Source organism: Kitasatospora sp. MAA19, from assembly GCF_029894125.1.
GTDB lineage: Bacteria > Actinomycetota > Actinomycetes > Streptomycetales > Streptomycetaceae > Kitasatospora.
The window spans coordinates 15,405-28,942 of record NZ_JARXYZ010000001.1; the positions used below are offsets into that span (position 1 = coordinate 15,405).

At 73.5% G+C, this 13,538-nt stretch carries 7 protein-coding genes; 2 read left to right on the top strand and 5 right to left on the bottom strand.

Going from position 1 to position 13,538, the window contains the following annotated elements; all coding sequences use genetic code 11:
• The first annotated feature begins 82 nt into the window (after positions 1-82).
• Both P3T27_RS00055 and P3T27_RS00060 read left to right on the top strand, forming a co-directional pair.
• Positions 83-1,402 (top strand): sensor histidine kinase, encoded by a 1,320-nt coding sequence (locus tag P3T27_RS00055; RefSeq protein ID WP_280673328.1) that lies wholly within the window; start codon positions 83-85, stop codon positions 1,400-1,402.
• Positions 1,366-2,010: a response regulator transcription factor gene (locus P3T27_RS00060; RefSeq protein WP_280673330.1), complete on the top strand. Its 645-nt coding sequence runs from the start codon at positions 1,366-1,368 to the stop codon at positions 2,008-2,010. The genes P3T27_RS00055 and P3T27_RS00060 overlap by 37 nt, the downstream gene beginning before the upstream one ends.
• 71 nt (positions 2,011-2,081) lie before the next feature.
• Here P3T27_RS00060 and P3T27_RS00065 read toward each other — a convergent pair whose 3' ends face one another.
• From P3T27_RS00065 to P3T27_RS00085, 5 genes are read right to left on the bottom strand one after another with little or no spacing between them, the layout of a single operon-like run.
• On the bottom strand, positions 2,082-3,374 hold the full coding sequence (locus P3T27_RS00065) for an MFS transporter (protein WP_280673332.1): 1,293 nt from the start codon (positions 3,372-3,374) through the stop codon (positions 2,082-2,084).
• Positions 3,371-5,230, bottom strand: a complete 1,860-nt coding sequence (locus P3T27_RS00070; protein WP_280673334.1) for a hypothetical protein — start codon at positions 5,228-5,230, stop codon at positions 3,371-3,373. The genes P3T27_RS00065 and P3T27_RS00070 overlap by 4 nt, the downstream gene beginning before the upstream one ends.
• Entirely contained in the window at positions 5,227-6,450 is a 1,224-nt protein-coding gene (locus P3T27_RS00075) for an ATP-grasp domain-containing protein (RefSeq protein WP_280673335.1), read from the bottom strand. The genes P3T27_RS00070 and P3T27_RS00075 overlap by 4 nt, the downstream gene beginning before the upstream one ends.
• A 58-nt stretch (positions 6,451-6,508) precedes the next feature.
• On the bottom strand, positions 6,509-7,525 hold the full coding sequence (gene gntD, locus P3T27_RS00080; RefSeq protein WP_280673337.1) for a guanitoxin biosynthesis L-enduracididine beta-hydroxylase GntD: 1,017 nt from the start codon (positions 7,523-7,525) through the stop codon (positions 6,509-6,511).
• A gap of 51 nt (positions 7,526-7,576) precedes the next feature.
• Entirely contained in the window at positions 7,577-13,417 is a 5,841-nt protein-coding gene (locus P3T27_RS00085) for an amino acid adenylation domain-containing protein (RefSeq protein ID WP_348534046.1), read from the bottom strand.
• Between the last annotated feature and the right edge of the window lie 121 nt (positions 13,418-13,538).

Genomic DNA, 13,538 nt, shown 5'->3' on the forward strand with positions numbered 1-13,538 from the left:
TTTCGCCGGCCCACCCCCGTCAGAATGGTCACACGGCCACCACGGCCGCGGCACTGCGAACGGCACCAGAGAGGAGCGGGTCATGGACCGCACGATGCAGCTCGGGGGAAGCCCCTCGGCGGTCGAGATCAGGGGATTCTCCGTCCCCGCCGGATTCACCGGGCTGCGGCGGGCACTGTCCCTCTGCTGGATGTCCATCGCGGCCTTCGGCCGCTCGCTGGGGGTCACCGGCGCGATCTCCCTGGTCGGCCCCGGCCTCGGCATGGTGCCGCGGGCCATGGAGGGCGTCCGCTCACTGGCCGCGAAGCAGCGCGCCCTGTCCGAACGCTGGACCGGCGTGCAGATCCCCGGCCCGCCCAGCGGCCTGCCGGCGGCGCCCGAGGGCGCCTCGGGAGCGGTCGCCCGCTACCGCTGGATCATGAGCGACCCGCAGACCCGGCGGGAGTTCACCTGGGTGCTCACCGACCCGATCGCCGGCGGCTTCCTCGCCTTCATGCCGATCGCCGTCCTGCTCAGCGGCTTCTGGGGCATCTTCCTGGCCTTCTTCGGCGTCCCGCTGTCGACCGAGTGGGACGGCCTCTGGTACCAGTTCATCCCGATCGACGGCCAGGCCACCGCGGTGCTGGCCGGCGTCCTCGGCGTCCTGCAGCTGCCGTTGGCGCTGTGGATGGCCCCCCGCGCGGTCCGCAAGCACGCCCTGTACACCCACGCGATGCTCGCCCCCAGCGAGCAGGAGCTGATGGCCAGCCGGATCGAGCACCTCACCACCACCCGCAGCACCGCCGTCGACACGCAGATGGCCGAGATCCGCCGGATCGAACGCGACCTGCACGACGGCGCCCAGGCCCGCCTGGTGGCGATGGGCATGACCCTGGACGCCGCCGAGCACCTGCTGGAGACCAACCCGGAGGCCGTCCGGGCCCTGCTGATCGAGGCCCGCCAGTCCTCCTCCAAGGCCCTGGAGGAGATCCGCAACCTGGTCCGCGGCATCCACCCGCCGGTCCTCGCCGACCGCGGACTCGCCGACGCGGTGCGGGCGTTGGCGATGGTCTGCCCGGTCCCCACCGAGGTCGTGGTGGACCTGCCGGGCCGCCCCGAGATGCCGGTCGAGTCCGCCGCGTACTTCGCGATCTCGGAGATCCTCACCAACGTCGCCAAGCACTCCGGCGCCGACCGGGCCTGGATCGACATCCGTTACGATCACGGCATGCTGCGCATCACCGTGACCGACAGCGGCCGCGGCGGCGCCGACGCCTCCCGGGGCACCGGCCTGCGCGGCATCGAGCGAAGGCTCGCCACTTTCGACGGGGTGGTGGCCGTGAACAGTCCCGTCAACGGCCCGACCATGGTGACGATGGAGCTTCCGTGCGTATTGTCCTCGCCGAAGACCACTTCCTCCTGAGGGACGGCCTGATCCGCCTCCTCCAGGCCTACGGACACGAGGTCGTGGCCGCGGTGGACAACGGAGCGGACCTCCTCGCAGCCCTCACCGAGCAGCAGCCGGACGTCGCGGTCGTCGACGTCCGGCTGCCGCCGAACTTCACCGACGAGGGCCTGCGCGCCGTCCTGACGGCCCGCCGCACCATGCCCGACCTCCCGATCCTGCTCCTCTCCCAGTACGTCGAACCGCTCTACGCCCGCGAACTCCTCGCCAGCGGCGGCCGCGGCGTCGGCTACATGCTCAAGGACCGCGTCACCAACGGCTCCCAGTTCCTCGACTCGATCCGCCGCGTCGCCGACGGCGGCACCGCGATGGACCCCGAGGTCATCTCCCAGCTCCTGATCCGCAAGGAGCGCGACGAGAACGTCGGAAGCCTCACCGAACGCGAACGCGAAGTCCTCGAATGGGTCGCCCAGGGCCGTTCCAACGCCGGCATCGCGCAGGGCCTGTTCATCTCCGAGAAGGCCGTCGCCAAGCACATCAGCAACATCTTCACCAAGCTCGGCCTCCTCCCCACCGACGGCGACAACCGCCGCGTCCTCGCCGTCCTCGCCTACCTCGACCAGTAGCCCGCACCGCCCGCGCAAGAGGCCCGGGCCATCGTGGCCCGGGCCTTTCGCGTGCGCGGACAGCCGCCCTGCTACGCGGCGCCGGCGGTCTGCTCGGAGGACTGCCCGACGGGCCGCTCCGGTGCGGCCGAGAGGACGGTGAGCCGGCGGAGGTCGCGGCTGAGCAGCGCCGCGCCGGTGGCCAGCGCCACCAGCGCGGCGCCCCACAGCAGCGTGGCCCGCACCCCGATCTGGTGCGCCACCGGGCCCGCGGCCATCTCGCCGATGGGCAGGGCGATGAACGATCCGAGCGCGTCGTAGGAGTACACCCGGGCGAGGCGGTCGGCGGGGACGTTCTCCTGGAGCGACACGTCCCAGGCCACACCGAACTGCTCCAGCGCCACACCGTTCAGGAACATCGCCACCCCGAGCAGCAGGGCGCCCGGCGCCTCGGCGAGCACCACCAGCGGCACCGCCTCCAGCACCACCAGCGCCACGCCCAGGCGCAGCGCGTGCCGGGCGCGCGAGCGCGCCGCGAGGAAGCCGCCCGCGACGGCGCCCGCCATCTGCGCGGCCAGGACGGCGCCCCACAGCCCGCGCCCGAAGGTGTCGTCGGCGACACCGAGTCCGAGGACCTGGATGCCGCCGGCGACGACGGCGTTCACCACGGTGAACTGGAGCACCACGGCCACCACCCAGGTGCGGGCGGTGAACTCGCGCCAGCCCTCCCTCAGTTCGTGCAGCGGGCGGGACCGTTCGGCGGGCTCGGCAGGCTCGGTGTCGCTCGCCGCGATCCGGACGCCGCGGAAGCACAGCGCGGCGAGGAACAGGCAGAGCGCATTGGCCGCGAGTCCCCACCCGGGGCCGATCAGGGCGGCGATCACACCGCCCAGCGAGGCGCCGACGATCATGCCGAGGTTGGTGGCCATCCGCATCAGGGCGTTGGCCGGGCGCAGCACGTCCGCGGGCACGGTCTGCGAGGTCAGCGCCGCCGAGGCCGGCAGCGAGAGCGCGGACAGGGCGCCGTTCGCCACGCTGAGGACGACCAGCAGCGGGATCGAGGTCCAGCCGAGCAGGACGGTCACCGCGACCACGGCCTGCACCAGGGCGGCGCCGGCCGCCGAACCCTGAAGGATCAGGGTCCGGGAGAACCGGTCGGCGACGACGCCGCCGAGGAGCAGCAGCAGGACGTTGGCCAGCGATCGCGCCCCCACGACGAACCCGAGGTCGGTCGTCGACCCGGTGAGGTCGAGGACGGCGAAGCCGAGCACCACGGGCGCCATCGCGTTGGCGAAGTAGATCAGCAACCGACCGCCGGCGAGCTGCCGGAAGTCGCGGTGCCGGAGTGGCAGGACGGTCTGACTGTCCGCCAGGGACGGCCTCATGCGGTCGGACTCCCAGGGCTTCGGCCGCTGCCGGCCGGTGCCGGCGGGGAAACGGTGAAGTGCACGCGCCGGGTGGAGACGCCCAGGTCGTGCACCGCGTACGGGGTGAAGTAGTACGCCTGGGGCGCGGCCTCGGCGGCGATCTCGATCGCGAAGTCGCACCGGGCGCTCTCCCCGGCCCGAACCTCCTTGCGGCTCAAGGCCGGAAGCGCACGGGCGTTCAGGTACATGGGCAGCACGATACCGGTGTTGACGGTGCCCGTCCGGTGCGGAGCGACGGTGATCGAGACGTGCAGCGTCGTCCCGGCCTCGACCTCCTCGGGCGCCGTCACCCGCAGTTCCGTGCCGTCCACAGGGGAGTTGACCACGTCACCGCACCGCGCGCAGAGCCCCTGCACCGTGTCGGCGATGACCGGGAGCCGGCCACGGCGGGTGTAGCTGCGCAGCGGGCGGCCGCAGTTGCACAGCCAGTCGAGGTCGACCGGCTCCTCGGCGGTGCTGCGCTCGCCGAAGTAGGTCGGGAACTGCAGCACGGCGTCGTCGTGGTGCTTGGCGATCCGGTGCGCCAGGGCGAGGTCCAGGGACTTCGTCTCCTCGGCGATCGCGGCCAGCGCCGGCGGGCCGTCCGGGGGCGACAGCGCGACGATGCGCGAGGCGTAGCGCAGCATGCTGTCGGAGAGCTGCCGCAGCCGCGGGCGCAGCGGGTAGTCCTCCCGCAGCAGGCCGCTGTCGAGCAGGCCGGACAGCCGGGCCCCGACGGTGTGCAGCGGGAAGCCGGCCGTGTCGTCGGCGACGGGCGCCGGCTGCTCGACGACCCCGCCGGACTGCAGCCCGATCTGGACGAAGGACGGGTAGGGGTTGATGTCCTTCATCCGGTCGTTGATCGCCCGGGCCGCGTTCCGCCCGGTGGAACTCTCGGTGAGCCAGGCGAGGTTCTCCGGGCGCGCGCCGTCGCAGGCCGTCAGGGTGGCGACGACGGTCTGGGCCGGGCCGTCCAGCGCGTCGAGCAGGATCACGTACTTGGGGTCGTACATCGCGTAGTCGGTCAGCGGGCCGCTGAAGCAGTTGGCGAGCACCAGTTCCGCGGCCTTGATCCGCCGGGCGGGGATCAGCTTCTCCTCGGGCTTGGTGCAGCCCAGCCCGTACGCGCACTTGGGGCCCGGCAGGCCCGGGTCCCGCTCGCCGACCGGGCTCAGCCCGCAGAGGGTGAACCGGCCGAGGTTGAGCTGGTCGTCCTTGCCGTTCCCGTGGAACAGCACCCGGCGCCAGACCCGGTCCAGGGCGATGCCCTGGATGTCCTTGTGCCGGACGTCCTCGGCGCCGAACCAGACGGTGCCGGGGGCGGCCGGCAGGGTGTCCAGCTCCGAGATCATGCCGGTCTCGCCGTGCGGCGCGGCGTTCGCGTACTGCTTGGCCACCACCCAGCTGACGGTGTGCGCGTCCCGGCCGGTGAGCAGGAACAGGTCGCGGCCCTGGGCGTAGGTCTGGTCGACGACGTCCTGGACGGCGTCCGCGCGCAGGTCCGCGTAGCTGCCGAGGACCAGGACGGAACCGGTGTCGGGCAGGTCCGACACCTTGGTGACCCAGGTGCGGGCCAGCGGGGCGGCGAGGCGTCGGACCTCCTCGGGCAGCGAGGTGCCGACGACCACGCCGGTCCCGGCGGGCTCCGGGGCGCGCCGGCCGGCGTAGACGGGCCGGGCCAGCGCGATCCCGTCGAGCAGGTCGCCGCGCGCGCCGGTCCACACCGGGATCGCGGCGGTGTCGGTGTCGTCGGCCAGCCAGCTGCTCACGGCCTCGGCGTAGCCCGGCAGCGCCTCGTGGGCGACGAACAGGGGGTCCTGTCCCGGCTCGGTCATACGTCCGCCACCTTGAGCTCGAAGTGGTCGAGCACGGCCTGCATGCGCTGCTCGACCTCGTCGGCGGTGGCGCCCTCGACGTGGACGTAGCCGGTGCTGGCGTGCGAGGCGCGCGGCGGGTCGAGCAGGTCGCCCGGCTGGACGGTCAGGTGGGCGCCGATGACGCCGGGCAGCCGGAGCAGCTCCTCCTCGGTGCTGATGCTCACCAGTCGGCCGGGCCGGGTCGGCAGCAGCAGGTCGCCGACCGCGCGGTCCCGGGTGTACTCGGGCACCGGGACCCGGTCGAGGTAGGTGTCGAGGATGACGTTCAGGAAGTCGAAGCCGTACGCGAGCCCGTGGTTCATCGGAACCTCGCAGCCGCTGAGGCGGGCCGCGACCTCGCTCATGTGGAACTCGCCGTCCTCGGTGAGGAAGAACTCGCCGTGCAGGTAGCCGTACGGGATGCCCAGTCCGTCGGTCAGCCGCTGGGCCAACGCCTTGGCGTCGACCGGGAGGTGCTCGCTCGGCGCGTAGGTGATGTTGGCGTTGATCGCCCCGTCCAGGACCTCGATGATCGGGCGGGGGTTCTTGGACAGGTAGGCGTCCACGACCTGACCGCGGGCGATGACCGCGCAGAGCTGGAACTCACGGCCCGGGATGTACTGCTCGACCATCCACTCCAACTGCGGGTCGAGCGGCGGGATGTCGGCGAGCCCGGCCGGCGAGTCGATCCGGTAGGTGCCGATGCAGGAGTCGGAGTCGATCGGCTTGAGGATGACCGGCCAGCCGTGGTCGGCGCCGAAGGCCTCGACGTCCGCCAGGACGGTGACCGGGCGGTAGGCCGCGTGCGGGATGCCCAGTTCGGCGTACCGGTCCTTCATCGTCTTCTTGTTCCGCACCCAGGCGACCTGCTCCTCGGTCAGGTGCGGCAGGCCGACGAGGGCGGCGAAGCGCTGGGCGGACGCCTGGAGGGCCTCGTTCGGGTTGCAGAAGTACTGCGGGCGCTCGCCGACGGTCTCGATCCAGGCCAGGTACCGGGCCGCCTCCTCCTCCAGCGGGGCGGCGGTCGCCAGGGTGAAGGTCGGCAGGTCGGCGGTGCGCTCGACGTACTCCGGGGTGAGCTGGACGGAGTCGAACCGCAGCAGCACGACCGAGACGTCGTCGCGGCTGAGCACGCTGTCGGTGAAGGTCGCGCGGCGGCTCTCGACCAGAAGGACGACGGGGCGCAGGGGGGTGGTCATATCGACTTCCTCGCTGGAGCGGAACTGGTGGGGGGAGATCAGGGAGACGGCCGGTCGGTCAGCCGATGACGCGGGTGGTCCCGTCCAGGCGCCCGGGTCGGGTGCGCCGCAGGTCGCGGACGATGTTGACGCGCTTGAGCCACCGGTCGGCGCCGTCGAAGCCGGCCCGGAACGCGCGGCGGCCGTGCACCACGTTGCGGTTGTCGACGAAGCAGACGTCGCCGGTGCGGATGAAGACGTCCGTCAGGTTGGCGTCCAGGTGCGCGACCACCCAGTCCAGGGCCTCCGCCGCCTCGGCGTCGTCCGGCCGGGCGCGGAAGAAGTCGCGGTCGATGCGCAGCACGGGGGCGTCGGCGTGGCCGCTGAGGATGGCGACCGGGTCCATCGGCGCCTCGTCCTCGGCGAACTCGTGCGAGGAGTCCGGGATCGCGACGAACCTCGGCTGGGCGAGCAACCGCGCGACGTCCGCGGGCATCCGCCGGACGTCGACGTGCGAGACGGTGGTGGCCACGTCGGTGCCGTTGCGCAGCGCGAACAGGCCGACCCAGTCCGCGCGGTGCGGGGAGAAGGCGTCCTCGGTGTGCCAGCCCAGTTCGAGCTCGCTGGAGGCGGAGATCAGGCTCTGCTCGTAGCCGCGGCTCGGCAGCACGTCGGTGACCAGCCGGCCGGACTGCTGGGTGGCCCAGCCGATGGCGTCGCCGAGCAGGGCGGAGTACAGCACCAGCAGGGCGCCGTAGACCTGGCTCGACTCGGTGTCGGCCGCGCTCCAGTGCTCGGGCGTGCTGCCCAGTGCGGTCTGGTCGACGAGGTTGCCGCGGATCATGGTCGCGTGCGCCCGCTCGTCGCGGCGTGCTTCGTTGAGGTGCCGGCGCACCGCGAGCGGCAGGTCCTGGGCCAGCACCGGGGCCTCGTCGAGGAACCGCAGGTCGTTGGCCGCTTTGAAGGTCCTGGCGCAGTCCGCGGCCAACTCGTGGGCGGCGCGGGCGTCCTGCTCGGTGAGGTCGAGGATGTGGTGGTACAGGTCCGGGGTGTCGGCCTGTCCGTTAGCTGCAGGGGTGTGGGCCATCGCAGTCATGGAGAAACCTTGTGTTCGTGAGGGTGGTTGGACCGTGGGGGAAGGGCGGGATCAACCGCCGAGCCGCAGCTCGGCCGCCGCGTGCTCGTTGAGGAACGCGTGCTCGTTGAGGAAGTCCAGACACAGGTCGCGCAGGTCCTCGGGGTGGACCAGCTGCCAACCGGCCGGCACCGGTACCGGCTTGGGCCACAGGGCCTGCCGGCCGCGGTCGTCGGCGAGGACGACGAAGGTCCCGTACTCGTCCTCGAAGGGGTCGTCGGCCCACGGCTCGTCGAGGATCTCCAGCCGCCCGTCGGAGCCCCGCCGGGCGGCCCGACCGGTGCGCCACATGCGCTCGCCGGAGGCCTCGAAGGGGTCCGGGACGAAGCGGTCACCGGTCGCGTCGGGCCGGTCGGCGTACCCGAGCGCGAGGCTCGCGCCCGCGAGGTACAGCGCGCCGGTCCCGCCGGGGGGCACCGGGCGCAGTTGGGCGTCGAGCACGTGGGCGCGGTGGTTCCAGGCCGGTCGTGCGTCGGCGCCGGGCCGGTGGACGACCACCGTACGGGCCTCGGGCCGGCCGGCCCGGACGGTCAGCGTGCGGCTGTGGGCCGTGGCGAAGGCGTGGACCTCGGGGCTCGCGTCGTCCCGGTCGGTGGACACCGTGAGGGAGGCCGGCGCGCCGGTGGCGCGGCCCGGTTCGGCGTACGCGTCGGCCAGTGCGACCACCAGCGGGTCGGTGGACACGGCGTGGTCGGCGCCGCTGCCCCGCAGCCAGTCGGCCAGGCCGGGCAGGTCGTCGTACCGCTTCGCGTCCGGCACCAGCACCGTGGCTCCGGCGGCGAACGACTCCAGCAGGTCGAGCGCGGCGGCGACGTCGGGGTAGCCCGGGTGCAGCCAGGCGCTGCGCGCCCCCGGCTGCTCGGCCGAGCGCCAGGCGGCGACGGTGGCGATGCCCTCGGCGCCGATCAGCACCTCGCCGATCTGCGGGTCGTCGGTGACGGCCAGCAGCACCGGGCGCCGGGGGGTCGCCGACCCGGCCGGCGCGGCCGGCGCGGCCGGCGCGGCGTCCTGGTCCGGGCGGCCGTCGTCGGGCCCGTCGTCGGCCGTGAGGTCGAAGGTGGAGGTGGGGTCGAGCACCAGGCGGGCGACCGGGGAGGCCTGCTCCGGGACGCCCTGCCCGGCCTCGGCGTCGAGCAGGAGCACACCGGCCCGCTCCACGAGCGCCGCCGGGAGCGCCGCCGGGTCGAAGGGCAGGCAGACGGCTCCCGCCTTCGCGACCGCCAGCACGGCCGTCGCGAACCCGAGCGGGGAGGCGATCGCGGTGGCCACGACCGTGCCCGGCCCCGCCTTGTGCCCGGCGAGCGTGCGGGCGAGCCGGTCGGAGCGGCGGTCGAGCTCCGCGTACGTCACCGGCTCCGCGCCGTCGTCCAGGGCGACGGCGCCGGCGCGCTCCCGGACCTGAGCCGCGAACAGCTCCGGCACCGTCCGGGCCGGGACGGCGCGACGTTCCCCGGCCCAGGCCTGCTGGGAGTGCTCCAGGGCCTGGTCGGAGAGCAACCGCAGCGCGCCGATGCCCTGCCCGGGGTGGTCGAGGGCCGAGCCGAGCAGCGTCACCAGGCTGTCGAGCAGCCCCGAGACAGCCTCCGCACCGATCACGTCCGAGCGGTACGAGGCCTCGACGTCGATCCCCAGCGGCTCGCCGGTCGCGCTCTGCCGTTCGGTCAGCACGAGCGCCAGGTCCGCGTCCGGGTGCGGTCGGCGGGGCTGCTCGGCCCGGATCACCAGGCCGGCGGTCTCGAAGGTCGCCCCGGCCTGCGGGGCGACGGAGAGGACCACCCCGCCGGGACGCGCCGCAGCGGGCTCCTGGCGGAACGCCGCCAGTTGGGTGGCGCGGACCCGCTGGAGCAGCGTGCCGAAGGCGGGGTCGCCCGAGGTGTCCGTCCGCAGCGGCACGGTGCGGGTGTACTGGCCGACGGCGTGCCGCAGGGCGTCACCACCCCGTGCGGGGACGGGGGTGGCCAGCACGAGGTCGGTGCCCGCGTCGAGCCGGGTGAGCAGGGCCGCCAGAGCGGCGTGCGTCGCCATCAGGACGGTGGCGCCCTGGTCGGCCGCGAAGTGGGCCAGCCTGCGGTGCAGTTCGGCGTCGATGACGCTCTCCACCCGGCCGACCCGGGTGTGGTCGGCAGTGGCCCGCGTGGTGTCGGCGGCGGCAGCGGCCCCGGGCAGCGGGGTCGGCTCGGGGGTGTCCGCCGCCGGCTCGGGCCGCGCGACGGTACCACCGGGGACGGCACCACCAGGGACGGCACCACCGGGGACGGCACCACCGGGGACGGCGGCCGGCCAGCGCGGCGCCTCGTCCACCGAGCGGGCCTCGTACGCCCGGACCAGATCCGCGGCGAGCGGCAGGTACGAGGAGACGTCGACCAGGTCGGGGCGGAGCGTGAGCAGCAGCAGGTGGTCGTCCGGTGCGAAGGCGAACAGCCGGGCGGTGACGGGGAGTTCGGCGTCGAGCGGCTGCCGGCCGGCGTCCGCCAGCAGCTCGGCCGCGCCGGCCTGCCCAGCCGGCTCGGCCGCCAGCGCGTCGACCACCAGGCCGGACAGCGCCCGGTGCCGGTGGGCCAGGTCCTTCAGCGCGGACTCCAGGGCCTTGACGTCCAGGGCCCGGTCGAAGCGCACGGGCAGCACGAGGTTGCCGGTGCCGCCCTCGGCACCCGCCGGCCCGCCGGGAAGGGGCGCGTCACCGGCCAGGGTGGCGAGCCCCCGCACCGTGGGCGCCTCGTACAGCGCCCGGGTGCCGGGATCGACCCCGAGGGTGGCCCGCAGGCGGGCGACCAGGCGCGCGGCGATCAGCGAGTGCCCGCCGAGGGCGAAGAAGTCGGAGTCCGCGTACACCTCGCGCTTCGGCAGTCCGAGGACCTCCGCGAACAGGTCGCGGACGATCTCCTCGATCGGCGTCCCCGGCAGGGTGCCGGGCATGGCGGCCGCGAGGGCCGGGGCCGGCAGGGCGCGCCGGTCGACCTTCCCGTTCGGGGTGAGCGGCAGGGCTTCGAGCGTCATCAGCGCGGCCGGGACCATGTAGTCCGGCAGCTGCCGCTGGAGGTAGCCGCGCAGGGTCACCGCCAGGTCGACGGTGCTGTCGAAGGCGGTGGGGGTGTTGGCGCAGTCGCCGACCTCGGGGGACCCGGCGGCGTCCAGGGCGTAGCCGGCCGTCAGCGGGCCGGCCTCGGTGCCGGGAGCGAGCAGGACGATGTCGACGGCCTCGGCCGTGTCGGCCGACCACGTCGCGAACGCGCGGTACCCGGCACGCTCGCCGAGGGCGCAGAGCTCCTCCGGATCGGGTGCGGCGCCCGTCCGCGCCGACCGCTGGAGGGCCTCGGCGAGGCCGGCGCCGGAGTCGAGCGCCCGCATCACGGTCCACTCCCGGTGGATCCGGGCGTTGGGCACCCCCGCGATCCGCAGGGCGGCGGGCGCCTCGGCCCGCAGGTACGCCTCGATCTCGGCGGTGGAGCCCAGATCCGCACCCCAGCCGAGCCGCGGCACGTCCCGGAGGTCCGCGACCGGCTCGCCGGTGCTCAGCACGGCCTCGTAGCGGTAGCGGGTGAGCTCGTTGTGGTGGGTGCCGCGCTTGATCCGGACGTCCACCGCCCGGATCGCCGGCAGCTCGCGGGCCAGCGTGGTGAACAGCGCCGGGGAGAGCAGCAGTTCGGTCTCCAGTTCGATCCGCTGGCCGATCGAACGGCGGGTGCTCTCGATGTCCCGGCCGTGCTCGGCGTCGCCGGCCCGGGCCAGCTCGACGCCGGTCTGCATGCAGCGCAGCAGGTCCAGGTTCCGCAGGTCCCCGAGGAAGAACGAACCTCCCGGGGCCAGCAGCGGCAGCACGCGTTCGATCACGGTCCGCAGGTACTCGACGTTGGGGAAGTACTGGATGACCGAGTTGATCACGACCGTGTCGAAGTGGCCCGTGGGCAGCTCGTCCACGACGTCCGCGGCCCGGCAGCGCAGCGTGACCCTGCCGCGCAGGCGGGGGTCCGCCTCGGTCTGGGCGCGCAGCGCCTCGATCACCGCCGGGGAGAAGTCGGTGCCCCAGTACTCCTCGCAGTCCGGGGCGAGGTGGGACATCAGCAGGCCGGTGCCCACGCCGATCTCCAGCACCCGGCGCGGCCGGAGCTCGCGGATGCGGTCCACCGTCGCCGCGCGCCACTCCCGCATCTGGTCGAGCGGGATCGGCAGGTCGTCGTAACTGCTGTTCCAACCCACGAAGTTCTCGCCGAGGTCGGTGGACTCGGCGTCGTCGTAGAGGGTTTCGTAGATCTCCCGCCACTCGGTGACCTGGCTGGCCGACTCCGCGGCGGCGGCACCCGCCGGCACCACGTGGGCGACCAGCCGCCGGTCGTCCTCGGCCTGCTGGTACACCGAGACGACCGCCTCGGAGACGGCGGGGTGCGCGGTGAGGACGGCCTCGATCTCGCCCAGCTCGATCCGGAATCCACGCAGCTTGATCTGGTTGTCGACCCGGTCGAGGAACTCGACCGCGCCGTCCTCGCGCAGCAGGACGTGGTCACCGGTGCGGTAGAGCCGGCCCGAGCCGGGCTCGACCGGGTTGTCGACGAAGCGCTCCCGGGTGAGCTCGGGGCGGTTGAGGTAGCCGAGCGCGAGGCAGGGCCCGCCCAGGTACAGCTCGCCGGAGCCTCCGGGGGCCACCGGCCGGAGGTCGTCGTCGAGGACCAGGCCGATCGTGGCGCCGATCGGCCTGCCGATCGGGATCGTCCTGGCATCCTCCGCCACCTCGGTGATCTCGTACCAGGTGGCGAAGGTCGTGGTCTCGGTGGGCCCGTACACGTGCAGCAGGTGCTCCGGCGGCTCGGCCGCCAGCACCTGGCGCACCCGCCGCGGGTTGCACGCCTCGCCGCCGAAGAGCAGCACCCGGAGCGGCCCGAAGGCCCGGGGCCGGTCCCGGGCGATCTGGTTGAACAGCGCGGTGGTCAGGAACAGCACGGTCAGCCCGTGCTCCTTGACGGCCCGCTCGAACGCGGCCGGGTCCACCACGGCGTCCTTCGGCAGGCCGACCAGTCGGGCGCCGGCGGTGAGGGCACCCCAGATCTCGAAGGTGACCGCGTCGAAGGCCGGGTTGGCGGCCTGCGCCATGACGTCCCGCGCGGTGAGTTGCACGTAGTCGGTGGACCGCAGCAGGTCCAGTACGGCGCGGTGCGGGACGACGACTCCCTTGGGAGTGCCGGTGGTTCCGGAGGTGTAGCAGACGTAGGCGGCGTCCTCGGGGCCCGGCGTCACCTCCGGCAGGTCGGCCGGCAGGCCGGCGATCTCCCCGGCGAGGACGTCCACCGCGACCACGGCCGCGCCCAGACCCTCACAGTCCGCCGCGAAGGCGTCCTGCGTCACCACGACCCGCGCGGCACAGTCCCGCAGGATCAGCCGCCGACGCTCCACCGGATGCGACGGATCCACCGGCACGTAAGCGGCCCCGGCCCGGACGATCGCGAGCAGCGCGACCACCAGCTCGGGCCCGGCCGGCAGACAGGTGACCACATGGTCCCCGAGCCCCACGCCCCGCGAGCCCAGATACGCCGCCAGCCGGTTCGCCCGGCGGCTCAACTCGCCGTAACTCAGCGCGATTCCGGCATCCGGATAGTCCACGGCCGGCGCATCGGGCTCCCGGACCGCATGCCACTCGACAAGACCGGACAGAGAAGGGTAGGCAGAGCCATCCCAAGAAGTTCGTACACCAACGTTCGAGCCAGTCATACCCATATCCCCCGTGGCAAAAACCACACCCAGGCGCACGCGAACGCCCACCGTTCGATGACGCCCCCCAGCCGCCGCGCAACCGCCCGCCGCTGGAGGCTCACTGCCTGAATATCGATGCTGCTGCGCCAGGCTATGTCGTGAGATGAACATGGTCAATGGCTGAAAGATCTTGCATTCAACGCCCCCAACTCGTATGCCCCACCCCCCAAATCCCACCCCCGATCCCCCGCCACGCGCCGCCCCCCGCCCTCGACACCCCACAGAACGCCAG